Origin of the sequence: Alistipes sp. D31t1_170403_E11, assembly GCF_015553985.1 — a bacterium.
GTDB classification, from domain to species: domain Bacteria; phylum Bacteroidota; class Bacteroidia; order Bacteroidales; family Rikenellaceae; genus Alistipes; species Alistipes montrealensis.
Genome location: NZ_JADNHQ010000004.1, coordinates 327,850 through 353,784, shown reverse-complemented (window position 1 = coordinate 353,784; position 25,935 = coordinate 327,850). Strand labels below are relative to the sequence as shown.

The window sequence follows — 25,935 nt, the reverse complement described above, 5'->3', positions numbered from 1 at the left end:
GCTTTTCCGGACTATTCCTTATGGTCGATCAGTTCTTTCGCATCCAGCTCCTGCATCAGGCGGGCGAACATCTCGCGGCCGCGGGCGGCGTCGAGCTGCGTCCAGCGGGCAACGATGTTGATCCGTACCAGGTAGGAGAGAATGGCGTTGATGTCGAAATAGTCGAAAGTCGCCAGTTCCGCAGCTTCATTCCAGCGGATCAGGTCGATCTTATGCTCTTTCTCCACGAGATTCGCCTCGTCGTTCACCGCCGCGATCACCGCATCGATGTAAGGCAGTTCGCCGCGCAGGCCGAAATCGGCCGCCGAACTGCGCTGCAGTTGCTCGGCGACGTCGCCTCCGCCCACGACCACCTCTTCGACCGCACGGCCTGCGGCACGCGCCGTAACGGCAGCCGAGACGTTGCGCAGGTTCAGGTCGAAGGCCGACCATTCACGCAGGAAACGGCTTCCGGCCTTTTCGCAGGCAGCGTAGTAGGCTCCGAACAGTTCCTTCTCGAAACGCCGCGACGTATCGACCGTCTCGGCGTCCTCGCCCTCAGGATCGGCATAGGCCCTCACCACGCGGGCTACCGCTTCGGGCAGCCGCTTCGGGGCTTTCAGCTCCTCCTCCAACTCCTCGCGCGTGAAGTTGCCCAGCGGATTGTGCGCCGAGCGCCCCGCACGCAGGGCGGCGATATTCTCACAGTCGTAGTAGCCGTACAGGAGCCGCACCTCGCGGGCGTCGCCGCGGTCCACCTCCTCCAGAATTTCGGAGATGATGGCCCGGGCATCGAAGCCTTTGGTATCGGCGTCGAGCGTGTACTCCTTCAGGGAGGCTACCAGACAATAATAATCGGTTGCAAACATGCCTTACGCCTTAAACAACAATTGGAACACCTTGCCGCGCAGGTACTCGCCCAGCAGCGCCTCGATGTCGGCATCGGCGAACGAAATGTAGTAGCCCCCGTCCTTGGCGCCCACCTTGAAGCCGGTCTTCACCTCCTTCGACCAGCCGACCTCGATGCCGGCGGCGAGCAGTTCCTTCGCGCTCTTCTCGAATGCGGCGTCGAGCGTTTTGCGCTCGGCCTCGGGCAGCAGGGCCTGCAATTCGACCTTGCCCGAATCGGAACCGTTCCAGTTCTTAGCCACGGCAACGAGCATCTCCTTGATGAACGCCGGATCCACGACGGCCTCCTTCACGCCCTGGGCCGTAGCTTTGGCGATGATGAGCGACGCAATTTCGGACTTGATCCTGGCGACGGCCTGTTTGCCGGCCAGCGAAATCTCGGTCATGGTGTTTTTCCCGACATCCTCGGCCTTGGCCTCCGCCTTCTTAACGATGTCTTCGGCCTGGGCGCGGGCTTCGGCGACGATCTTCTGAGCTTCGGCCTTGGCGTCGGCGACCAGCTTGTCGGCATCGGCGCGGCCTTTCTCCAGCCCCTCGTCGTAGAGCTTCTGAGTCAACTGTTGAAGTTTGTTTTCCATAGCGTTATTTAGTTTTAATTATCGTTTTTTCTTTTTCGAACACAAATATATAAAAGATTATCAACAATCGGGAACCGTAAAGATCAATTTATCCTATTTTGACGAGTTTCCGGCACAAATAGAGCAGGTACATAACCGCAGGACGGACGGTGGGGTTACCCACCGTCCGTTCGCTACAAAACCCGGAATCTTCAGGTTTACTGCTCCGCGATAATAACCGCCGTAGGGACGGAACGCTCCTTGATCGTCGCCCCGTCAAGTTCTGTGCCCGACGTATCGCTGGGCATATTAAGCACGACGCCGTCTTTACCGACAAAGGTCGAGGAACCGCCGCCGTCGAGGTTGACAGCCATAACACACCCCAGCGAAATGAGTTTGTCAGCCATTTCAGACAGGGTGAAGCCGGCACTGCCGCGCTTGTTGCGGCCATCGCAGACCACGACAACCAATTTGCCGTCGGCCGTGGCGCCGATCGCCGACCGGGGCTGGCGCGAAAGACCGGCCAGTCCACCGCAGTCGAATATCTCCTTCCAGTAGTTCTCCTCGGCGACATTCTTGCCGTCATAGACCAGCATGGGCCCCGCACCGATGGCATAATCGGGTTTCCAACGGCGTCCGCCCGCGGTTTTCGACGTAGGCGCAGCAGGCATGAAAGTCATGGTTTTCTCGTTGTTGCCCAACGCCGACGAGAACGCATAGGGGCGGTTGCCGTCATCGGCCGCGCAATAGACCCACGCCGCCTCGAAACTGCCGTCAGACAGTTGCCCGAGCGCACCGCGCACGGGGAAGAAATGGGTATAGGGCGTGGTACTCCAAATATAGTCGTCCTGCAAAGCGATCGACTTGACGGTTTCATTCTCGATGAGCAGGCTCAGCGACTTGATGGGCGAACCGGCGAAGAAACCACCGTTGATCGCGACGTAAGGCGTTCCGGAACCCGAAGCCTTGAAGTCCGAAAAATAAGCCGTGGGCTTTTTCGCCGAAGCATGCTGCGGACGGAAGCGCAATTTGGGATTGACCTTGAAATCGGCGACGGCATAGAAGCCGAGGCATTTGGAGTTGTTCGACAACACGTCCGTAAATTCATCGACGGTCAGCCCCGCCGGATAACCGGGCAGGCCCTCGTCCTCTTCACCGCCTTCGCCCTCGTCCTCTTCACCGCCTCCCTCGCCTTCGCCGGACAAAGAGGGAGGGGTCTGATGGTCATCACCACCACACTGCATGAAAGTGCCGCACACCACGAAAGCCACCAGCAACATACAGCAAATACTCAATCTTTTTTTCATAATTGGGAATTAATCAGAATCAGTCAATGGATATCCACAACGACAAATGTAATAAAAAAATATTCAAACTACACCTTTTATGGTAAATAATTTTACTGTTAGTTGATTTTTAATAAAATTATTTCACGAATTGACAGCAATTTAAAAACACGTTCTGACCAAATCCAGACTCCCGACATGAAAATGCTGAAATTCTTTGCCGCCGCATTCGTCCTGTTCACCACCTGTGCATGCAGCACCGAAGACGACGCGTCTGTCCGCGCCCTGGCCCGGCGAATCATCCCCGACCAGGAGCAACGCTTCCGTTTCGAACGCCTCGCCGACACGACCGGGACCGACTGGTTCGAACTGGAATCCCGCGGCAAAAAGATTGTCGTCCGGGGCAACAATTCCAATTCAATCGCCGTGGAGCTGAACCACTACCTGAAAAATTACTGCCTGACCACGGTTTCAAGGCTCAGTTACAACCCGGTGGAGATGCCCGCCGTATTGCCCCGAATCAGGGAAAAAGTCCGCGCCGAAGCCCGGGTAAAAGAGCGATTCTACCTGAATTACTGCACCTTCGGATACACGATGCCGTGGTGGGGATGGTCCGAATGGGAACGGTTTATCGACTGGATGGCGTTGCAGGGCGTAACCATGCCGCTGGCCATCACAGGACAGGAAGCCGTCTGGGAGCGGGTGTGGACCCGCCTGAATTTGTCCCAGAAGGAAGTGTGCAGCTATTTCACCGACCCGGCGCACCTGCCATGGCACCGGATGACCAACATCGACTACTGGCAGGGACCGCTGCCGCAGGAGTGGCTGGACAACCAACTCGAACTGCAAAAGCACATCGTGGCGCGCGAACGCAAACTGGAAATGATTCCCGTCCTGCCCGCCTTCGCAGGACACGTTCCGCAGAAACTCGAACGGCTCTATCCCGATGCAAAAATCACGCACGTGAGTTACTGGGGCGGATTCGCGTTGGACACGGCCTGGAAGACGGGTATCGACGACAACCGGTGGATCGAGCGACTGACCGACCGACTTACGGGATTCCGCGACGAAACAGCGCGTGCCATATGGCGGACGCTTTGCGACAGTGTTTACACGCAGCCTGTACAGACGGGGCAATCGGCCCTTACCAACGCCCATCCTTCGCTCGAAGGCAACTGACACTGGACAACCAAACACACCGTCAACTACCGGTTCCCGACGCTGTGGAAAGCCTGGAACACCCTGCTCGGCGTCGGCAGCGACCGGGACGCCTACCGTTTCGACGCAGTAAACCTGGGCCGTCAGGTATTGGGCGACTACTTCCTGCACGAGCGCGACCGTTTCGCCGCAGCCTATGCCCGACGCGACCTCGCAGCGATGCACGCCTCGAAAGACTATTACGAGACCAATGCCCGCACGCTTGTTTCGGTATGGGTCGACAGCTACCACCTGACCGATTACGCCAGCCGCACCTGGGCCGGAATGGTTTCAACCTATTATGCGCCCCGCTGGCACATGTTCATCGAACGCGTTACCGAAGCCGCCAAGGCGGGCCGGAAGTTTGATCAGAAGCGTTTCGACGCAGAAATCCGCGACTTCGAATGCCGCTGGGCCGACGCCTCCCATCCGCTGACCTACCCTGCGCCGGGCAACGCCGTGGCGACGGCCCGCGAGTTGGTCGTAAAATACAAACAACTCTTCGACGCCGAAAGATAAAAGGAATCCCCGGACTTCTGTCGAAGTCCGGGGATTTTACCCAAATCGATACGCGTCAGAACAGCCCGAGCGACTTGCTCCGGGCCAGCAGGCAGGCTCCCATCACTCCGGCGCGCTCACCGAGCGCCGAGAGTTTGATCTGGGTATCCTTGTTGACCAGCATCAGCGAATATTTGTTGACGGCGTTGCGTACGGGAAGCATCAGGTACTCCTTGGCAACGGACAGCGTACCGCCGATAACGATCATTTCGGGATTGAACATGTTGATCAGCCCGGCGATGGCCTTGCCGAGCGTATGCCCCACGGCGTCGAGCGTCTCGATGGCCAGCACGTCCTCCTTTTGCAGTGCGTCGAGGATGTCGTTGAGTGTGATCTCCTCGCCCTTGTTGAACTTCTCGGAGAGCATCGAAACACGCCCCTGCCGGAGTTTTTCGAGGAAAATGCGGTGCATGGCCGAACCCGACGCTCCGGTTTCGAGGCAGCCGCGCTTGCCGCAGCGGCAGATGATCTCGTTGTCGAGCAGCGGAAAATGGCCGAATTCGCCCGAGAAGCCCGACTTGCCGTAGAAAATCTTGCCGTCGATGATCATACCCAGGCCCAGACCCCAACTGGCATTGATATAGAGCATCGTCTGCTCGTTGTGGGCGTCACCGTACATGTATTCCCCGTAAGTAGCCGCACGGGTGTCGTTCTCGATATAGACCGTACTGCCCAGGCGCTCTTCGAGCAGCATCGTCAGCGGCTGCTCCTCGACGAAGAAATAACTGTAACTGTATCCGGTCTGGGAATTGACCCGGCCCGAAATATTGACACCGATGGCCAGCACCTTGTCGGTCGCGATCTTGTGCGTACAGATGAAATCCTGGATCACCTCGCAGAGCCGGTCGAGCGAGTGGGGGTCGTTGTCCATCAGGAAATCGACCGTCGTTTCGTCGATCAACTGTCCTTTGAAATTGACGACCGCCATCACCACCGAATCCTTGCGGATATCGACGCCGATGAAGTAACCCGCATAGGGGTTCAGGCCATAGATATTGGGACGCCGGCCGCCGGCCGTCCCCTGCTCGCCAAAATTGTGGACGAAGCCTTCGTCGATCAACTCACCGATCAACTTGGTAACGGTCGGCACACTGAGGTTCACAGCCTTGCTCAAGTCGGTGATGCTGGAATCGCCGCCGAAGATGTACTGGCAGATGATTTGCTGTTTGAGGATCGCATTTTTATTGCCTTCCGTGGCCTCTTTCAGGAACGAACTGGTCATGTCGGTATTTTCTTTTTCGGTTACATTTTCTTTCGATTCGTAAAGGTAAAAATAATTCACGAACAAGCCAAGCAAAACAAAGAAAATGCAATTATACGAAAATTGTAGTAATAAAATTATCCATACTCGTTGCCTTTCTATATAATTATTTAGAATTACAAACCAACCCTCCAGCCCGACAACAAGGCTTCAAAAACAATCTTTTTCACATAAATCTTTATTTTAAATAAATTTTATTACTAAAAATGTTTGTGATAATAATTTTTATTATTACATTTGCTTAAGGTAAGTTATGATTTTAGATTAGAGTAGATACCAATAGAACCTCAATCCGTCACGACATTCCCCACCGGAACCGCAAACGGCTCACCGACCGCTACGGCATGGAACGCCGGACCAGTACCGAGACCTCCGACTATTATAAATAAATGGAATGCCTTATATGCCCAAATACGCTCCAAAAACAATGAAAACAATATGCCGCAGTCTGTTTTGCGCAGGACTGCTCGTTTCGACCGCACTCCCCGTCGCCACCCAAGCCAAAAGCCCGAAAGATAAGGCCGCCTGCGAATTCACGGATGCCGATTTCCGGACGAAAGAGATCCTTCAGGGGATTCCGATCCGTGCGACGTTCCTCGACGAAGTCAGCTGGGACATCCCGCACCAGAACTGGGGCGTAAAAGAGTGGGACGCCGATTTCCGGGCTATGAAAACAATGGGAATCAACACGGTGGTATTGATCCGCGCCGGGCTGGGCAGTTGGATCGCTGCGCCGTTCGAATGCCTGCTCCGCACCGGCAAATTCAAATACCCGCCCGTAGATCTGGTGGAGATGTTCCTCACACTGGCCGACAAGCATGGCATGGAGTTCTGGTTCGGAACATACGATTCGGCCTACCACTGGCATGTAGGAGAGTACGAAAAGGAGATCGAGCTGAACATGCAGCTCATCGACGAAGTGTGGGCCAAATACGGACACCACAAGTCGTTCCGGGGCTGGTACCTCTCGCAGGAAATCAGCCGCCGGACCCGGAATGCATCGAAAATCTACGCCGCGATGGGACAGCACGCCAAGGAAGTGTCGGGCGGACTGAAGACAATGATCTCGCCCTACATCCACGGCATCAAGACCGACCAGGTGATGTCCGGCGACAAGGCGATCACGGTCGAAGAACACCGTCAGGAATGGGATGCGATCCTGAGCGACATCGCAGGAGCCGTCGACATCCTGGCTTTTCAGGACGGGCAGGTCGATTATGATGAACTCTACGACTATCTCGTGGTCAACAAGGAACTGGCCGATCGTTACGGCATGGCATGCTGGACCAATGTGGAATCGTTCGACCGCGACATGCCCATCCGGTTCCTGCCCATCAAATGGGAAAAACTGCTGTTCAAGCTCGACGCCGCACGACGGGCGGGAATACAGGATGTCATCACCTTCGAATTCTCGCATTTCATGAGTCCGAACTCGTCATATACACAGGCGGGACACCTCTACAACCGCTATATGGAATACATGAAACTTCAGAAATAACAACCACCCATGATCGACTTCAACAAACTGGCATGCAAGTATCGCGACGAACTGCTAGACAACGTATTGCGGTTCTGGCTCAAACACTCCCAGGATACACGATACGGCGGCTACTTCACGTGTCTCGACCGGGACGGCAGCGTGTTTGACACCGACAAGTTCATCTGGCTCCAGGGCCGGGAGGTGTGGATGTTCGCCATGCTCTACAACCAGGTGGAACGCCGCCCCGAATGGCTCGAATGCGCCGTGCAGGGCGCGGAATTCCTCCGCAAATACGGGCACGACGGCAACTGCAACTGGTACTTTTCGCTCACGCGCGAAGGCCGGCCGCTCGTCGCCCCTTACAATATCTTTTCCTACACCTTCGCGACAATGGCATTCGCCCAGGCGGCAATCGCTACCGGCAACGACGAATACGCCCAAATCGCCAAACGGACCTTCGAGCGCATCCTCGAAAAACGGAACAATCCCAAGGGACCGTGGTGCAAAGCCGTGCCGGGAACGCGCGACCTCAAGGGATTCGCTCTGCCGATGATTCTCTGCAACATGGCGCTCGAAGCCGAAGGGATGATCGATAAATCAGTACTTGACGCCATGATCGAGGAGTGCCTGCACGAAGTGATGGAAGTATTCTACCGCGACGACCTGGGATTAATCGTCGAGAACGTCACTGCTGACGGATGGCTTTCCGACTCGTTCGAAGGCCGCCAAATCACCCCGGGCCATTCGCTCGAAGCGATGTGGTTCATCATGAACCTCGGCGTACGGCTCGGCGACCGGGCGCTGATCGACAAAGCCGTGAAAATCGCGCTCAACACGGCGGAATACGGCTGGGACAAAGAGTACGGGGGCCTGTTCTATTTCATGGACCGGCTGGGCCATCCCCAGCAGCAACTCGAATGGGACCAGAAACTCTGGTGGGTACACATCGAGTCGATGATCACGATGATCAAGGGCTACCAACTGACCGGATCGGAAGCATGTCTGGCCTGGTTCGAGCGGCTGCACGAATATACCTGGTCGCACTTCAAGGACCCCGAATACCCCGAATGGTTCGGATACCTGAACCGCCGCGGCGAGGTACTGTTACCGCTCAAGGGCGGCAAATGGAAAGGCTGCTTCCACGTCCCGCGTGGACTCTACCAATGCTGGAAAATCCTCGAACAATGTAAATAATCAAACCTCTAAAATCAAACAACCCGAAAAAGAAAATGTATTGACAAAAACCAATCGTGAAGAGGAGCACGGCTCCCGTCTTTTCAAACACTAAATCTATTGCAACCCTATTCTTATGAAAAACTTTTTCAAAATGAAAACTTCAGGCATACGCCGACTATCAAGTTGCGTATTGGCCGTGGTCGCAATGCTGATCACAGGCACCGGAGTAGTTAAGGCACAAAACTTCCAGGTGTCCGGAAGAGTAACCGACACAAGGGGGGGGGAATTTCCGGTGCAACAATCATTGTAAAGGGGAATAACTCCCGCGGAACCACCACGGATGCACAGGGCCGGTACTCGATCAACGCCCTGTCTCCGGACGATGTTCTGATTTTCAGTTTCCTCGGCTATAAAACAGAGGAAACGGCCGTCCGCAACCGCAAAACCATCAACGTGCAGCTGGAAGAGGACGCCACACTGGTCGACGACGTAGTCGTAATCGGATACGGCGTCCAGAAACGCCAGTTTCTCGTGGGCTCCGTCTCGCAGGTCTCCAACAAGGAACTGCTGAAAGCTCCGATGACCAACGTCTCGAACATGATGACCGGCAAACTGCCGGGCGTAACGAGTATCCAGCGTTCGGGACAGCCGGGCAGCGACCAGACCACGCTCCTGGTCCGCGGAGCCTCGACGTTCAACGATTCGAGTCCGCTATGTATCGTCGACGGCGTGGAGCGCATGATCAACACGGTCAACCCCAACGACATCGAGTCGATCTCGATCCTCAAGGACGCAGCCACCTCGGCCATCTACGGCGTCCGCGGCGCCAACGGCATCATCCTCATCACGACCAAAAGCGGTTCGAAGGGAGAAGCCAGTATCTCCTACGACGGTTCGGTAACTTTCTCGACGAACACCTCCATGCCCGAACTGCTCAACGCCCGGGACTATATCGGCTGGCACAACAAGGCCCGCGAAATGGACGGATTGAACCCGTTGTGGACCGACGAAGTGATCGCAGGCATGAAAGAGAAAGGCATCTACGGCGATACGGACTGGCTGAACCTGCTGTTTAAAAAATACGGCTTCACGCATCAGCACAACATCTCGGCAACGGGCGGCACGGACAAAATCAAATACTACACGAGCATCGGCCTGATGGATCAGGACGGTATCCTGCCCAACACTTCCTACAAACGGTTCAACGTCCGCTCGAACATCGATGCCAAAATCGCCCGGAACCTCAACCTGAGCGTCAACCTGAGCGGATTCCGCGAAAAGAAGCACGCCCCGGGCTATTCGATTGCCAAACAGAACGAATTCAGCCCCGTCTCCCAGGCCATTTACGCCCTGCCGATCCTCGCGCCCACCTACAAAGGCATGCCTCAGGGATACCTGAACGGCGTATACACGCAGCAGCCCATCGCCGCCATCAACCAGAGCGGATACACGGACCAGCAGCGCTGGCAGTTCGAGGGCAACGCCAAACTGGAGTACGATTTCGGCAGCATCGACGCCCTCCAAGGTTTGAAGGCCGCCGTCCACGTCTCCTACGACTACTCGAACACCGTCAACCGCAACTACATGAGCTCTTTCAAGCTGATGTCGTTTTCGACGACCACCATGGACTCCTCCGAGGTGAACGCTTCGGGAATCAACACGCTGAACGATTTCAACCGTTCGGCTTCGGACGGCGACAGCTTCACCGTGCGCCCGACGCTAACCTATAACCGCGACTTCGGACGCCACAGCGTAGGCGGCCTGTTCTTTTACGAACAGCGTAAAGGTTACTCCGAAACGATGACCGGCTACAAGAAAGGTTATTACGCCAACTATCCGGTCGATCTTTCGATAGGAAATACCTGGGAGGGCATTTCGGTTCCCGTTACAGGTTCGTTCGGAGAAACGGGCATTGCCAGTTTCGCAGGCCGTTTCAACTACGCTTTCGACAAAAAATACCTCTTCGAATTCACCTTTCGTGCCGACGCATCCTACAAGTTCGCTCCCGAAAACCGCTGGGGCTTCTTCCCCTCGGCTGCTGTCGGCTGGGTCATGTCCGAGGAAAAATTCTTCAGGCAGGCGCTCCCGGCGATCGACTTTCTTAAACTGCGCGCCTCGTATGGCGAACTGGGTTCGGATGACACCGCCGCCTATCTCTACATGCAGTCCTACTCCTCGACTGCCCCGAACCCCAGCTACATCATCGGCGGAACGGGACATACCGCCTACTACACGACCAACTACGTGTACAAGGACCTGACATGGTCGCGCACGCGCAGTTTCAATTTCGGTCTGGATATGAGTGTCTGGGGAGGCAAGTTAGGCATCGAATTCGATTGGTTCTACAAAGTAACCGACAACATCCTCGAACAGGTCAGCGGTTCCTACGCCCCCTCGCTGGGCGGAAACGTCCCGTCGTATAAGAACAGCGGAAAAGTAGACAACCGCGGTTTCGAGCTGGTACTCAAACACAACAACTATTTTGCCAGCGGCTGGCGTTACTCGCTGACCGGAAGCTTGTCATGGGCCCGCAACAAGGCATTGGCCAAGCAGATTTCGGACAACCACCCGATGTACCGCGCCATACTGGGCAAACCGATGGGCTCGATCTACGGATTCAAGGCGGCCGGACTCTATCAGACCGAAGAGCAGATCGCCAATTCCCCCACAGCTCCTTCGGGCGAAAAGCGTTTAGGCGACCTCATGTACGTCGATATCAATGGCGACGGTAAAATCGAGCAATCGCAGGACTTCGTGAAGATCGGCCGCAGTTACACGCCGGAAATGAACTTCTCGCTGAATATGGAGGTAGCCTACAAAAACCTCTATCTAACTGCCCTGTGGCAGGGTGTAGCGCTTTGCAGCTACCAATTAAGCGCGGCTTATGACAGCGGCGTGTTCGACAATACGATGTACACACGCCCCTTTTACAGTAGCGGAAACGCACCCTACTACCTCGTGGAGAAAGCCTGGAGGGAAGACAACCGCAACGCTGACTATCCGCGCCTGAGCACCGTGGCCAACGGCAACAACGCCTGGCCATCGTCGTGGTGGGTGAAGAACGGCGCATACCTGCGACTGAAAAACCTGCAAATCGGCTATACCCTTCCCGAGCATATCCTGAAAAATACGGGCATCGGCAAAATAAACATTTACGTCGCCGGAACCAATCTGCTCACTTTCAGCGCTTTCAAGTATGTAGACCCCGAAATGCCGTCGGTTAACAACGGATATTACCCGCAGCAGCGCACTTACAGCATCGGTGTCAATTTAACCTTCTAAAAGCAAAAATCCATGAAAAAGATAATATCCATATTGGCGTATCTCGGAGCTGCCACGCTCGGAACGGCCTGTTCCGATGTGATAGACCTGACTCCTTCGGACCGCTTCTCCCCGGCGACGGTATGGTCCACGGAAACGACGGCGGACAGTTACCTGATCGGACTTTACTCGATTTTCGGCTCGAACACCGAATTCTACACGGGAAGCTACACGTCGCCGAAGTTAACCGACGCCTTTTCAGATATACTGAAAAGTACGTCTTGGGACCAGTACAACCATCCCTACAACAAAGCTCTCCTGCAGGAATCGGCTTTTAACAGCACTTCGGCCGGAGCATTCGAATGCTGGTCCGGCCATTACGAACGCATCCGCCGCGAAAACGAATTCCTGCGCGACGCCCCGACCTACGGAGCCAAATTCGGCGGAGACTGGATCAAGATCCGCATCGCCGAGGCCCGGTTCTGCCGCGCCTACGCCTACTACCTCCTCTGCCGCGTCTACGGCGGCGTAATTCTCCGCACGGAAGTCGACGGACCCTCGCAGAACGACAAGGCCCGTTCATCGGAAGAGGATTGCTGGAATTTCATCATCACAGAGCTGCAACAACTCGCTCCCGATCTTCCGAAAGAGTGGGACAGCGGAAATCTCGGCCGGGCCACGCAAAAGGCCGCCTACGGATTGTTGAGCCGCGTGGCACTCTACGCCGAACGTTGGGATGTGGCCGCGCAGGCCGCACGCGATACCGAAACGACCGGCGGCGGACTCGACATGACAGGTTACGAGAACGTATTAAAAGGAGACCTCAACAACAAGGAAGCCCTTTTCGCAGTGGATTTCGACTCCAACATCATCAAGCACACCTTGGATGCGTACCTGCGTCCGTCGGGCGACACCGATTTGGGCAAACAGACTTACTCGGGATTCGTCCCCACCAGCGAGCTGGCAGACAGTTACGAGATGGCCGACGGCACGCCGTTTAGTTGGGAGACGCACGGCAACGATCCCTACACGGGACGCGAACCGCGTTTCTATGCTACGATCCTGTACAACGGCGCTTCGTGGATGGGCCGCACGATCGAAAGTTTCGTAGGCGGCAAGGACGGCTACAAGGTCTATGAAAACGCCGGAGCCGCCGGAACCACCGTAACGGGGTATTACCTGCGCAAGTTCCTTACGGACAACGACAAGAACTGGGTAACCAATGAATCGGGGCAGAATTGGATCGTCATCCGTTACGCCGAAGTGCTGCTGAACAAGGCCGAAGCGCTGGCCATGGAGGACTGGAACAAAAACAGCGTCGAAGCGTTGCAGGCGCTCAACGACGTCCGGGGCCGCGTCGGACTGCCGGCAAGGGCTACCGCCAACAAGGATACGTTCCTGGAATACGTGCGCCACGAGCGCATCGTCGAACTGGCGGGCGAAGGTCTCCGTTACTGGGATTTGCGCCGCTGGCGGCTGGCCGAAGACGTTATCAACGGCCAGAACGTACACGGAGTGAAAATCACCAAACAGGGAGACAACTCGTTCACCTATGAACAGGTCGACGCCGACGGCGGTTACAAGCGCATCTTCTACGACCGCTATTACCATTTCGCCATTCCGTTGACGGAACGTTCGAACAACCAACTGTGCCTCAACAACGAGGGATGGAACTAATTGTCAAACGCAAAACCGAAAGAATATGAAACTCCGTAAATACATAGCCGCACTGGCCATCGTTACATTCGCTTCGCTGACCGTAACCTCATGCGCCAAAGCGGAAGACGAATTTCTCCATACGGACAGCAGCATCCGGTCGATCGAGATACAGCCCGCCGGAGGAGGCGCTGCCCTAGCAGGCGTAATCGACGAAACGACTGGCGAAATTTTCTTCGCCATTCCCAAGCAATCCCGCGACAAATACGACATAACAAGCTTAATGGTTCGCGCCAGCGTAGAGTACGATACGTTTATCTATCCGTCACTGACCGGACTGAAAGACCTCTCGGATCCGATGGAGATTACCGTTGTCTCTGGCGACAAAGGGTCGCGTACCTACACGCTGTGGGCTTTCTACACGCGCAGATAAACAATTAGCAAAAATATTAAAAAACGTAAAATTAACTCAACCAATATGAAAAAGTTCAAATTATTCGCTTACACCGTCCTGGCAGGAGCCACGCTGTCGTTTGCCGCATGCTCCGATGACGACGGCACCAACGAAAACGGGGAACAGGTGATTCGCGGCGAAAAATGCCGCATCGAATCCTTTGTACTGAATCTCGGCAAGGACGAAGTCCTCTCGGGCGACGTCTACGATTACGACAAGTCGATCGACCTGGCCTACAACACCCCGCAGTTGGCGGCTATGCAGTCAGCCACGGCTACGGTAAAGCTATCCGAGGGCGCCACCATCTCACCCGATCCGTCTGTGGCAGCCGACTACACCCAGGCGCGTTCGTTCACGGTAACCGGCGCCGACGGCAAGACCACGCGGACCTATACGACCAAACCCGTAGAGAAAGTAGTCGTTTCCTACACCAAGATTGGTGCGCTCACCGAGAAAACCGCGACCGAAATGGGGATCACTGACCATACGAAATACCTGCAAATCGGTGCGAGCGGCGATAAGATCGTAATCGGAACCAAAGTATTCGACGGCAAGACGCTTGCAGCGGCAGGCGACCTGAACATGACCGGCTACGAGGATCTGAAAGTGGCTTCGCTGGCGAACGACGAAGCCGGACACCTGATCGCTTCGCTGACGGCCGACGGTGCGAGCGGTTCGGCTCCCGTTACGATCGTCTGCTGGAAAAACGGCTGCAGCCAGCCTGCCGAGACCATTATCGGCCCGTCGGACAGCGCTATCGCGGCATTCATCTCCGTAGGCGGCAACATCATCGAAGGCAACGCGCTCGTTACGGCCCTGGGGGCACGCGTGGCAACAGGTCCGAATTTCTGCTGGGGTTTCACGGACGGCGTACGCGGCGACTATTACAACCTCCTTACGGGACAACCTTCGAACGACGGCAGCTGGACCCAGATGATTTCGGCCTGCTCGGGCGACGTTGCAGGAAGCTGGTTCATGTGGGATTCCGTAGCAGGTGGTTCGAACGTACTGACCTGGGAGGGCTGGGACGGCAGTTCCGCACTCAACCTGAAGCAGATCCCGGGCGCTTCCAACGGCCCGAACAACTGGGGTAACTACTCGAAAGGCTCGCTCCGCGCCTTCGTGTTCAACAACACGGCTTATGCAGCTGTTTTCACCACCGGCTGGCCCTGCACCTACGTCTCAATCGTCGATACGGAAGGCGAGTTCCTGCTCAACCCCGCCGAAGCGACGCTCAACTATCCGATTTCGGATGCGAACCCCTACTGCCCCGTCGGAACCTTCGTGTTCAATTCGAGCGAAAACTGCGGCTACGTCTACGTACTCGTTCCGGGACATGCCGTCAAGAGCTGGAAACTGGAGATCAGCTTCGATTAATTCCCCGGAGAGTTACCGCATGGAGGCTCTCCCTGAAGATTCTTAAAAAAATTCGCATTCTTCCCGGTCCGGGCCCGTTCTTGGGCCGGAAGAATGCGGTTCTTCGAATAGCCAATTATGAGAATAAGCATCTATATCGCAGTAACACTTATCGCCGCAGCTGCCTGCACGGCCTGTGGAGGGAATGCCGCCCGGACGCTCCGCGCCGAGGACGGAGGAAAGCCCAAAATGCTTTGGTTCGACGCCGAAGCCAACTTCACTCGCTTCGCTTCGCAGGATTCGATCCGTTACTATCTCGACCGCACCGTCGAAACCGGTTTTAACCAAATCGTCGTGGACGTGCGTCCCGTGGAGGGCGACGTACTCTACAAGAGCAAGTTCATGACACCGCTGACAGACCTCAAAGGCAACACCGTGCGCCGCGATTGGGACTATCTGCAATTTTTCCTCGACGAAGCCCGCAAACGGAACCTGAAGGTAACCGTTTCGACCACGATATTCCCGACGGGCCAGCCCGGCTACCGCCAGGGTCCCGCCTACCGCGACCCGCAACTGGCAGGGCGTACCTGCCTCGAAAACCTGCCGCAAGGAATGCTCGACATCAAAGACGACACGGCGAAGGTGGCCACGTTCCTCAATCCCGTACTACCGGAAAACCGGGAGTACGCGATGCGCTTCATCCGGGAAATACTCTCCAAATACCGCTTCGACGGCTATGCCCTCGACTACTGTCGCTTCCCCGGTGGGGAAAGCGACTTCTCGCCTGCCACACGCAAGGCGTTCGAAGCCTACATCGGCCGTAAAACGGCCAGCTGGCCTGCCGATGTCTTCACCTACGACGCCAACGGTGCGCGCGTTCCCGGCCCCTATTACAAACAGTGGTGGGAATTCCGTTCGCTGATCATCCGCAACTTCATCGCCGACGTACGCTCGTCAATCAAAGAGCTGCAACCCTCGGTAAAACTCGAATACTGGGCCGCCTCATGGCTCCACGCCATCTACACGCAAGGCCAGAACTGGGCCAGCCCCCGTTCGCGCTTCTACGAAGAATACCTCGACGACTGGGCGACGCCGACCTACGGAAAAACAGGATTCGCCGATCTGCTCGACGTATTCATCACCGGAACTTACCTCGAACGCGTATGGGGCATGGACGATCCCGAGTCGATCGAATACGGACTGGCCCGCTCGATGGAAGACGTGGACGGCGACTGTGAAGTTTACGGCTCGCTCTACGCCCAGAACCACATCGACGAATTCGAAGACGCCGTTTACCTCTGTCTGACCCGCACGGGCGGCGTGATGGTCTTCGATATCATCCAGGTAATCGAGAACAACCTTTGGGACGACATCCGCCGCGGCATCGACCGCGCCGAACAGGAAACAAAACAATAACGACGACGAAACAATGAAAAAAATTATCCTGATTCTATGCACCTTGCTGACGGCGACGCTCGGAGCCTGTTCGGAATCGCACCAAGCACCGCCGGAGATAGACAAGCCGGCTCCCACGCCCAATCCCGAACCGACCGGCGAAAAAGAGAAGATGCTCTGGTTCGACGCCGAAGCCAACTTCCAGCGTTTTTCAACCAAGATCGGGATCACCGAAATGCTCGACAAAACCGTGGAAGCGGGCTTCAACAAGATCGTCGTGGACGTGAAACCCGTCGAAGGCGACGTGCTCTACGAAAGCGCGTTCATGACCCAAGCGACCGCCATCGGATCGGTCTCGGTCCCCGACCGCGGCTGGGATTACCTGCAATTCTTCCTCGACGAGGCGCATAAGCGCGAGCTCAAAGTTACCGTCTCGACCACCATCTTCCCGATGGGCATGCCCTCGACGAAACAGGGACCGGCCTACCGGGGTACGCAATGGAAAGGCAAGACCTGCCTGCAATACAAGCCGGAAGGCATGGTCGACATCAAGAACGACCCCACGAAGGTCGCTGCGTTCCTCAACCCCGTGCTGCCCGAGGTGCGTGATTTCGCCATCCGCTTCATCCGGGAGATCGTCTCCAACTACGATTTCGATGCCTATGCGCTCGACTACTGCCGTTTCCCAGACTATCAGAGCGACTTCTCGGAAGCCTCGAAAACAGCGTTCGAGCAATACATCGGCAGCACGGTCGACACATGGCCGGGCGACATATTCACGTATAACGCCAGCGGAGAACGTGTTCCGGGACGCTACTACAAACAGTGGTGGGAGTTCCGTTCGATGGTGATCCGCGACTTCGTGGCCCGCGTACGCACGGAAATCAAAGCGCTCAAACCCGACGTTAAACTCGAATACTGGGCCGCATCGTGGTGGGGCGCGCTGTATGCCAACGGCCAAAACTGGGGCAGCACGAAATTCCGCCCCCTGAACGACCAGGACGCCTGGTCGTTCACCTCCTGGTGTTCGTACAACTACAATCAGACCGGTTTCGCCGACCAACTCGACACCTTCCTGCTGGGAACCTACCTGCCGCGGGTCTACGGTCCCGACGACGGAGAGTCGATCGAATACGGCATCAACCGCGCCGAACGTTTCCTGCTGAATGCCTGCACCTATTACGCAACAGTCGACTGCTCGAACAGGAATTTCGACATCGAGGAAGCCTGCTATTATTGCCTCAAGCGCACGGCAGGACTGATGGTATTCGACATCGTACACGTCATCAACAACGACATGTGGGCTGCCATCAAGCGGGGTATCGACCGCTACGAGGAGGAAGTGGCCAAAGAGTAAAACACGAAAAACACCCTAACGCGAATGAAAAGACACTTTTTTCTTACCGTCCTGCTGCTGACCGCCGCGACGGCGCTCTGCGCCAAAAAACACCGGGTAAGTTCGCCCGACCGGAAAATCGTCGTAACAGTTTCGACTGCACCCGAGCTCGCATGGAGTGTTGCGCGCGAAGGTGAACAACTGCTCGGCGCAAGCCGCATCGGGCTGAAACTGGCCGGGGCGGAGGAGTTCGGCACAAAGCCTGCGGTGCGGCGCGTCGCGACACGTACGATAGATGTCCGCAGCGAAGCGGAGGTCCCCACCAAGTTCCGGGAACTGCACGACCGCTGCAACGAACTGCTGATCAGCTTCCGCGGCGACTGGGCCGTACGGTTCCGGGTTTACGACAACGGCGTGGCCTACCGTTTCGAGACGGTGCGCAAAGGCACGGCCGATGTGGAGACGGAGACCGCCGAATTCAACTTCGCAGAGGACTGCACGGCCTATTGGGCCAACGAAACGAATCCCGACTTCATCTCGCACTGCGAGGCATTTTTCCAACCCGTAAAACTCTCGCAGATCGAGGCGGCGAAATACGCCTACCTGCCCGTCAGCCTCTCCACCCCGAAGGGTACGCGCATGGTCATTACGGAAACCGACCTGGAGGAATATCCCTGCATGTTCCTTTTCGGAGGCCAGGGGCGGAAACTCCGCGCCGGGTTCCCGCCCGTCGTACTCGAAAGCCGCCTCAAAGAGGGATCGGACCGCAACGAGGAGTTTCTGAAAAAGGCGCCTTACATTGCCCGTACCGACGCTTCGCGGACGTTTCCGTGGCGGCTGATGACCATCGACCCCGACGACCGTTCGCTGCTCGAAAACTACCTCTCCTACCAACTGGCTTCACCATCGGTCGAAGGCGACACGGAATGGATACGCCCGGGTAAGATTTCGTGGGACTGGTGGAATTCGCAGAACCTTTACGGCGTCGATTTCAAAGCCGGGATCAACACCGAAACCTATAAATATTTCATCGACTTCGCCGCGAAATACGGCATCGAATACATCCTGCTGGACGAAGGCTGGTCGGTCAGCACGCTCAATATCCGCGAACCCCGCCGGGAGGTCGACCTCGCGGAGTTGATCCGTTACGGCAATGAAAAAGGCGTCGGAGTGATCCTCTGGACCCTTTGGAACCCGATGAAAAAGGATCTCGAGGGAATACTGGATACTTACCGCGACTGGGGTGTCAAAGGCATCAAAATCGACTTCATGCAGCGTTCCGACCAGGAGATGGTCCGTTTCTACGAAGAGATCGCCCGCGCCTGCTTCGACCGCCGGTTGCTGGTCGATTTCCACGGGTCGTTCAAGCCCGCGGGCCTGCAACGCAAATACCCAAACGCGATGACCTTCGAAGGCGTCTACGGCATGGAGAATGACAAATGTTCGACCGATATTTCACCGGCACACGACTGCACACTGCCCTTTACACGCATGGTCGCCGGGCCGATGGACTACACCCCCGGGGCGACACAGAATACCACCCGACAAGATTTCTCGATCAACTGGAGCCATCCCATGAGCCAGGGCACACGCGCCCACCAGGCGGCGCTCTACGTCATCTTCGAAAGCCCGCTGCAAATGCTCTGCGACTCGCCGTCGCACTACCTGCGCACGCCCGAATTCACCGAATTCATCGCCGCCGTACCCACCGTCTGGGACCAGACCGCGGCGCTGCACGCCTCGGCCGGCGAATACGTCGCCGTAGCCCGCCGCAACGGCGGCAAATGGTATATCGGCGCGATCACCGACTGGTCGGACCGCACGCTGGAACTCGACCTCGGATTCCTCGGCGAGGGCCGCTACCGGATGCAGATGCTGGAGGACGGCGTCAATGCCGACAGTTATGCACAGGACTTCCGCGTCGGAGAACGCGACGTGACACGAAACGACAAAATCACCGTTCGCATGGCCCCGGGCGGCGGATGGGCGGCAATCCTGACCCCGGTAGAATGAGACCCCGAATTTTTCAACTGCTTATTCCGATGCTGCTTGCCGGGTCCTGTACATTTGCCGCAGAACCGGCGGCGCTGCGCGGGCGCGTGACGGCTCGGGGCAACGGCGTAGCAGGCGTCAGCGTCACCGACGGCCTCACGATCGTCAGGACCGACGCCAAAGGCGACTACCGTCTGCCTACCGGCGGCGAATCGGAATTTGTCTACCTGTCGCTGCCCGACGGTTACGAAATACCAGTCGAAAAGGGTACGCCCTGCATTTACCAACGTATTGACCCGGACAGCCGGAAGCGTTACGACTTCACACTCACGGCCGCCTCACGGAACATGGCACGTCACCGCCTGCTGCTCGTGGCCGATCCGCAGGTCTACTTCGAAGAGGAGCTGGACAGCGTGCGGCGCGCCGCAGCTGACATGCGGCACATAGCGTCGGACGGCGTTCCGACCGTAGGCGTAGTCTGCGGCGATATCATCGGCGACATCTACCGCAAACCGTCGCTATTCGAACCAGTACGCGAGGCCGTTGCCACGAGCGGCATTCCGTTCTTCTACGCCGTAGGCAACCACGACATGGACCTGGGAGTGAGAACCAACGACTACGCCAAAGAGTCGTTCAAAAGTCATTTCGGTCCTACCTACTATTCGTTCGACCGGGGACGTATACACTACGTGGTTCTCGACGATAATTTCTACATCGCCCGCAGCTACCTCTATGTCGGCTACCTCGAGGAGCGGCAACTGCGCTGGCTGGAACAGGACCTGGCAACCGTACCAGCCGGGCGCACCGTAGTCGTATGTCTGCACATCCCCACCTGGTCGCGCGCCGCGCGCCGCGGTGAATGGGGCAAGGAGGAGTCGAACAAGGTACTGAACAACCGCCGGGCACTCTACAAACTGCTGGAGCCTTACAACGCCCACATCCTCTCGGCCCATGAGCACTACAACGAGAATTATCAACCCGTGGGGCATGTCTTCGAGCACGTCCATGCTCCCTTAAGCACGCTCTTCTGGCAAACGCCGTGGAGCATGGACGGCATTCCGGCCGGATACGGCGTTTACGAGATCGACGGCGACAGCATCACGTGGTATTACAAAGCCGTGGACCACGACCGGAGCCGCCAGTTCAACGCCTATCCCGTGGGTGCGGACCGCCACAAAAAGAAGGCCGTGACGGTCAATGTCTGGAACTACGATCCGGCATGGACAGTCCGCTGGTATGAGAACGGCGAACCGCGCGGTGAAATGACGCAGTACACGAATTACGACGAGTCGATTTACGACTATGTGGCACGCTTCAGCGACCGCTTCAAGCACAAAAACATCGGTTCGGACCTGACCGAACATCTCTTCTATGCCGTACCCTCATCGCCCGACGCAGTCGTTCGCATCGAGGTCCGCGACCGCTTCGGCAATATTTCGGCCTGGAACAATGTCTCGGGCCATGAAAAAGCTAACGACAGCAACAAATAACCATGAAGAAACTTTCTACACTGATTGCGGCACTATCCGCATTCCTCCTGCTCGGCACGGGATGCAGCCGCGACACGTCGGTCAGTTCTCCCGACGGAAGCCTGACACTGCAGGTCGCTCTGCATGACGGCCGCATCGGCTACGCCGTGAGCCGCAACGGAAAACCCATACTCGACTTCTCGGAACTAGGCTTCGAACTACAAGACGCCCCGGCGCTCCGCGCCGGGCTGAAAATCTGCAACACGGCCCGCGGCACGTTCGATGAGACGTGGGAACAGGTCTGGGGCGAGCAGCATTTCGTTCGTAACCATTACAACTCCCTGACCGTCTCAGTCTGCGAAAAGAAAGCGCCTCACCGCCGCTTCGACGTGATATTCCGACTCTTCGACGACGGATTCGGATTCCGTTACGAGTTTCCGGAACAGCCCTCCCTGGGCGAGTTCGTCATCATGGACGAACTGACCGAGTTCCGTTTTCCGCACGACCACAAGGCATGGTGGATGCCCGCGCGTGAACCCTACTACGAAAGCATCGCGCGCCATACGCCCATTTCGCAGATGGATACGGTCAACACGCCTTTGACGATGGAGTGCGCCGACGGAACCTATCTGGCCCTGCACGAGGCCAACCTGACGGATTACGCCAAGATGAGCCTCCGCCCGACGGATTCGACAACGCTGCGCTGTTGCCTGACCCCATGGTCGAACAGCGTGAAGGTTTATGCCAAAACGCCCTTTCGTACGCCGTGGCGCACACTGATCGTCAGCGACACGCCCGGCGAGCTGGTTACCTCACGGCTGATGCTCAACCTCAACGAGCCATGCAAAATCGAAGACGCCTCATGGATCAAGCCGGCCAAGTACATCGGTATCTGGTGGTCAATGCACCTTTTCCAGGAGACCTGGGCCCAAGGGCCACACCACGGCGCGACCACGGCCAACACCAAACGTTACATCGACTTTGCCGCCGAAAACGGCATTCCGGGCGTACTGGTCGAAGGCTGGAACGTCGGTTGGGACGACGAGTGGACCAAAAACACCGGCAAGATCCGCTTCACGGAGCCCTATCCCGATTTCGATATCCGGGCCGTCTCCGACTACGCCGCCAAAAAAGGCGTCGAACTGATCGGTCACCACGAAACGGGCGCCAACACGAAGAACTATGAGGCGCAGATGGAGGAGGCGTTCGCCTACTACAAGAAATATGGCGTAAACGTAGTCAAGACGGGCTACGTCAACGTCTTGATGGATGGCAAAGAGTTGCATGACAGTCAATACGGCGTGCGCCACTACCGCAAGGTGATCGAAACGGCGGCTCGTTACGGCATTTGCATCGACAACCACGAACCCGTCATGCCCACGGGTATCGAACGCACGTGGCCCAACCTGATGACACAAGAAGGCATCCGCGGACAGGAGTACAACGCCTGGTCACCTGACGGCGGCAACCCACCCGAGCACACGACCGTCGTGCCGTTCCTGCGCGGACTGGCAGGGCCGATGGACTACACGTTCGGAACATTCAATTTCGAGAACCCCGTGAGTCCCTTTGCGCGCGTACAATCGACCGTCGTACGGGAACTGGCCCACTACGTCGTGATATACAGTCCCCTGCAAATGGCTTCGGACCTTCCGGAGAACTACCGCGGACACAAGGCTTTCGACTTCATCCGCGACGTACCGACCGACTGGGAACAGACCGTCGTGCCTGAGGCTGTGATCGGCGACTACTGCGTCTTCGCACGGCAGGACCGCCGTTCGGACGACTGGTATCTAGGCGCAATCACCGACGAAGAGCCCCGCACGGTCGAAGTCCCGCTGTCGTTCCTCACACCGGACGTCATCTACACAGCACAGATTTACGCCGACGGGGAAAACGCCGACTGGAAAACCAACCCCTACTCCATGCATTACGAAGAGCGTCCGGTTACAGCGCAGGACACACTGAGCGTCCGCATGGCTTCGGGCGGCGGATGCGCCATCCGGTTCGCAGCATCCGAACACAAATAACATCATGAAACGATTCGCATTCCTTTTTCTCCTAATGTCGGTCTTCGCCCTCGCGGCACAGGCCGAGACGACCTGCAAGGGCACGGTCCGCTGCGGCGGCCGAGGCGTAGAGGGCGTCGTCGTGACCGACGGCGAGCACTGCACCCGAACCGATGCCAAGGGCCGCTTCACACTTGCTGCGAGCGACAACGCCCGCTTCATCTACCTCTCGACTCCGGCTGGCTATGCTTCTACGGTCGTCGAGGGCGTCGTACGCTTCTACCTCCCGATGGAGGCGGGACGCAAATCCTACGATTTCGAGCTCTCGGCCAAATCCGACGACGAAACCCGCCACGGCTTCATCGTGACCGCCGACCCACAGGTATACGCCCGCGAAGAATTTCGCCTGCTCGAAAAATCGGCCGCAGACATCCGCCGAACGGTGGAAGCCTCGGGCCTGCCGTTCCACGGCATCTGCGTGGGCGACCTGATCTCCGGCGACCACAGTTTTTACCCCGAATACAACAGCGTCATGGCCAAAACAGGAATCGGATTCCGCAACGCCATGGGCAACCACGACATGAAAATCTGGGGACGTTCGTACGAAACTTCGCTCGGGCCCTTCGAGGCAATGTACGGTCCGTGCTACTACTCCTACAACGTGGGCCGGGTCCACTACGTCGTGCTCAACGATAACTTCTTCGTGGGCCGCGACTGGTATTACATCGGCTACCTGGAGGAGCGGCAACTGGCATGGCTCGCAAAAGACCTGCAATACGTTCCGGCCGGGTCGACGGTCGTCGCCGCGCTTCATATCCCGACGATGTACAAGAACAAGGAGAACCAGCCTTTCGACTACAAGATGGCCGAACGGTCGCTCTGCAACTACCGGGCGCTTTACGCTCTGCTGAAACCGTATAAGGCGCATATCGTCTCAGGCCACATGCACACGACGACCAACAGCGACATCTGCGAAGGGCTTTACGAGCACAACGTCGCGGCGCTGAGCGGCGCATGGTGGCAGGGCGCGATCTGCACCGACGGCACGCCTGCCGGATACGGCGTCTTCGAGGTCGACGGGGACGACGTGCAGTGGCGCTACAAGGCGACGGGTTACCCGCAGGAATTCCAGATCAAAATCTACGGTCCGTCGGACGATCCTGCATTTGCAGGCCGTATCGTCGCCAACGTCTGGAACTGCGATCCGGCCTGGATAGTCGAAATGCGCGTCGACGGGTGCGAACCGGTGGCAATGGCCCGCACGACGGCTATCGACCCCGAGGCCCGCGCACTCTACGCCGACACGTCGAAACTCGTTCACAAATGGATCACGGTAATCCCCTCGGACCACTACTACGCCGCACCGCTGCCCGCCGGGGCCCGCCGCGTCGAAGTAACCGCCCGCGACCGCTTCGGGAATGTCTACCGTGCCGAAAAAGAAATCGTCCTATGAAAAAGTTTCTGTTAGCCCTGCTGCTCTTCGCCTGCGGAAACGCGGCGGCAGGCGGCAAAAAAGCCCTGTTCACCCCCGCAACAGCTCCTGAAATCCGCTTCGTAGGCCGCGCCGAAAAAAGCCCGGACGGGTCGCTCGCTTTCGACTGGAGCGGCAGCTACTTCACCATCCGCTTCGAAGGACGTCGATGCGCCATGCGCGCGTCGGATACGGGACGCAATTACTACAACGTATTCGTCGACGGTAAACCGCACAGAATGGTGACCGTCGCGGGCGCCGATTCGACGATCGTACTGGCCGAAGGACTCTCACGCGGCATCCACACAATGCTTGTACAGAAGCGCACCGAAGGCGAGCAGGGCCGCACGACCCTCCGCGGCATTGAAACCGACGGGGTGCTGCTCGCAGCTCCCGCAGCCCCCGGACGCCACATCGAATTCATCGGCGACTCGCACACCTGCGGCTATGGTACCGAAGGCAAGTCGGTCAAGGAACCTTTCACGCCTCAGACTGAGAACTGCAACCTGGCCTGGGGGTGTATCGTCGCCCGCTGTTTCGGGGCCGACTACACGCTCATCGCCCATTCGGGGCAGGGCATTGTCCGCAACTGGGGCGATGAAAAAGAAGTCTCGGACTGCACGATGCGCGAGCGCATGCTGCGTACGTTCGACATGGACCCTGAATCACGCTGGAATTTCAACGATTACAAACCCGACATCGTGGTCGTCAAACTCGGATCTAACGACTTCAGCACCGATTTCGTTCCTTCGGAGAAGGCTTTCAACGAGTCGTACGCCCAAGCCCTCCGTCAACTGCGCGAGGCCTACGGCCCGGTTCCGGTGCTGTGCGTGGCCCCGAGCGATAACACGATCATCCTGGGGTATCTCGAAACCTTCCTGCGCGAACAGCAGGACCCCAACCTGCATGTTACGGCCATGCTCCCCGGCATCACCAACTGGGACAGCGACATGGGTGCCAATTTCCACCCCAACCACCGGGGACAACGGAAAATGGCGATGTCCGTCATCCCCTATATCTCGACAATCACGGGGTGGGAGATTCCGGCCGAAACCGTCGAATAATAATTATGGAACCTCGCCGTATGAATTCCTAAATGAATTACGTCCGTCGCCCCAGAGGTAGGTCCCGGC

Annotated in this window: 18 protein-coding genes and 1 pseudogene; 15 read left to right on the top strand and 4 right to left on the bottom strand. The window is 57.1% G+C overall.

Annotated features, from left to right (window positions below):
• Nucleotides 1-11 precede the first annotated feature (11 nt).
• The 3 genes from I2E69_RS10745 to I2E69_RS10735 all read right to left on the bottom strand — a co-directional run bounded on the left by I2E69_RS10745 (nucleotide 12) and on the right by I2E69_RS10735 (nucleotide 2,752).
• Complete coding sequence (locus I2E69_RS10745; RefSeq protein ID WP_195461206.1) at nucleotides 12-848, bottom strand: DUF2764 family protein; 837 nt, start codon at nucleotides 846-848, stop codon at nucleotides 12-14.
• A gap of 3 nt (nucleotides 849-851) precedes the next feature.
• A complete protein-coding gene (locus I2E69_RS10740) occupies nucleotides 852-1,466 on the bottom strand; it encodes a hypothetical protein (RefSeq protein WP_195461205.1) in 615 nt (204 codons plus the stop codon).
• 197 nt (nucleotides 1,467-1,663) lie between these two features.
• The gene (locus tag I2E69_RS10735; protein ID WP_195461204.1) at nucleotides 1,664-2,752 is read right to left on the bottom strand and encodes a phosphodiester glycosidase family protein; all 1,089 of its coding nucleotides are present in this window, start codon (nucleotides 2,750-2,752) and stop codon (nucleotides 1,664-1,666) included.
• A gap of 177 nt (nucleotides 2,753-2,929) precedes the next feature.
• On the opposite strand from I2E69_RS10735, the gene I2E69_RS15270 reads away from it, so the two are divergent.
• Nucleotides 2,930-3,910, top strand: coding sequence for an alpha-N-acetylglucosaminidase TIM-barrel domain-containing protein (locus I2E69_RS15270; RefSeq protein ID WP_229095463.1), 981 nt, complete (start codon nucleotides 2,930-2,932; stop codon nucleotides 3,908-3,910).
• 21 nt (nucleotides 3,911-3,931) lie between these two features.
• A pseudogene (locus tag I2E69_RS15265) lies at nucleotides 3,932-4,447 on the top strand (alpha-N-acetylglucosaminidase C-terminal domain-containing protein); the annotation flags it as partial.
• 55 nt (nucleotides 4,448-4,502) lie between these two features.
• Here the strand turns inward: I2E69_RS15265 and I2E69_RS10725 are convergent.
• Entirely contained in the window at nucleotides 4,503-5,708 is a 1,206-nt protein-coding gene (locus I2E69_RS10725; protein WP_195461203.1) for an ROK family transcriptional regulator, read from the bottom strand.
• A 466-nt stretch (nucleotides 5,709-6,174) separates the two neighbouring features.
• Between I2E69_RS10725 and I2E69_RS10720 the strand changes: the two genes are divergently transcribed.
• The 13 genes from I2E69_RS10720 to I2E69_RS10660 all read left to right on the top strand — a co-directional run bounded on the left by I2E69_RS10720 (nucleotide 6,175) and on the right by I2E69_RS10660 (nucleotide 25,866).
• Nucleotides 6,175-7,245, top strand: coding sequence for a DUF4434 domain-containing protein (locus I2E69_RS10720; RefSeq protein WP_229095462.1), 1,071 nt, complete (start codon nucleotides 6,175-6,177; stop codon nucleotides 7,243-7,245).
• Nucleotides 7,246-7,257: 12 nt separating this feature from the next.
• Entirely contained in the window at nucleotides 7,258-8,421 is a 1,164-nt protein-coding gene (locus tag I2E69_RS10715) for an AGE family epimerase/isomerase (protein WP_410489110.1), read from the top strand.
• 267 nt (nucleotides 8,422-8,688) lie between these two features.
• A complete protein-coding gene (locus I2E69_RS10710; protein ID WP_195461331.1) occupies nucleotides 8,689-11,685 on the top strand; it encodes a SusC/RagA family TonB-linked outer membrane protein in 2,997 nt (998 codons plus the stop codon).
• A 12-nt stretch (nucleotides 11,686-11,697) separates the two neighbouring features.
• On the top strand, nucleotides 11,698-13,341 hold the full coding sequence (locus I2E69_RS10705) for a RagB/SusD family nutrient uptake outer membrane protein (RefSeq protein WP_195461201.1): 1,644 nt from the start codon (nucleotides 11,698-11,700) through the stop codon (nucleotides 13,339-13,341).
• Between the two features lie 25 nt (nucleotides 13,342-13,366).
• Nucleotides 13,367-13,753, top strand: coding sequence for a hypothetical protein (locus I2E69_RS10700; protein WP_195461200.1), 387 nt, complete (start codon nucleotides 13,367-13,369; stop codon nucleotides 13,751-13,753).
• A 45-nt stretch (nucleotides 13,754-13,798) separates the two neighbouring features.
• Nucleotides 13,799-15,151 carry a DUF5018 domain-containing protein gene (locus tag I2E69_RS10695; RefSeq protein ID WP_195461199.1) on the top strand — a complete coding sequence of 451 codons (1,353 nt, stop codon included), beginning with the start codon at nucleotides 13,799-13,801 and terminating at the stop codon, nucleotides 15,149-15,151.
• Between the two features lie 117 nt (nucleotides 15,152-15,268).
• Complete coding sequence (locus tag I2E69_RS10690; protein WP_229095461.1) at nucleotides 15,269-16,546, top strand: alpha amylase family protein; 1,278 nt, start codon at nucleotides 15,269-15,271, stop codon at nucleotides 16,544-16,546.
• A 13-nt stretch (nucleotides 16,547-16,559) separates the two neighbouring features.
• Complete coding sequence (locus tag I2E69_RS10685; protein ID WP_195461198.1) at nucleotides 16,560-17,882, top strand: family 10 glycosylhydrolase; 1,323 nt, start codon at nucleotides 16,560-16,562, stop codon at nucleotides 17,880-17,882.
• Between the two features lie 24 nt (nucleotides 17,883-17,906).
• Nucleotides 17,907-19,874, top strand: a complete 1,968-nt coding sequence (locus tag I2E69_RS10680; protein WP_195461197.1) for a glycoside hydrolase family 97 protein — start codon at nucleotides 17,907-17,909, stop codon at nucleotides 19,872-19,874.
• Nucleotides 19,871-21,343: a calcineurin-like phosphoesterase C-terminal domain-containing protein gene (locus I2E69_RS10675; RefSeq protein WP_195461196.1), complete on the top strand. Its 1,473-nt coding sequence runs from the start codon at nucleotides 19,871-19,873 to the stop codon at nucleotides 21,341-21,343. The genes I2E69_RS10680 and I2E69_RS10675 overlap by 4 nt, the downstream gene beginning before the upstream one ends.
• A 2-nt stretch (nucleotides 21,344-21,345) precedes the next feature.
• Nucleotides 21,346-23,352, top strand: coding sequence for a glycoside hydrolase family 97 protein (locus I2E69_RS10670; protein ID WP_195461195.1), 2,007 nt, complete (start codon nucleotides 21,346-21,348; stop codon nucleotides 23,350-23,352).
• A gap of 4 nt (nucleotides 23,353-23,356) precedes the next feature.
• Nucleotides 23,357-24,784 (top strand): calcineurin-like phosphoesterase C-terminal domain-containing protein, encoded by a 1,428-nt coding sequence (locus I2E69_RS10665; protein ID WP_195461194.1) that lies wholly within the window; start codon nucleotides 23,357-23,359, stop codon nucleotides 24,782-24,784.
• A complete protein-coding gene (locus I2E69_RS10660) occupies nucleotides 24,781-25,866 on the top strand; it encodes an SGNH/GDSL hydrolase family protein (RefSeq protein ID WP_195461193.1) in 1,086 nt (361 codons plus the stop codon). Before I2E69_RS10665 ends, I2E69_RS10660 begins: the two co-directional genes overlap by 4 nt.
• Nucleotides 25,867-25,935: the final 69 nt, after the last annotated feature.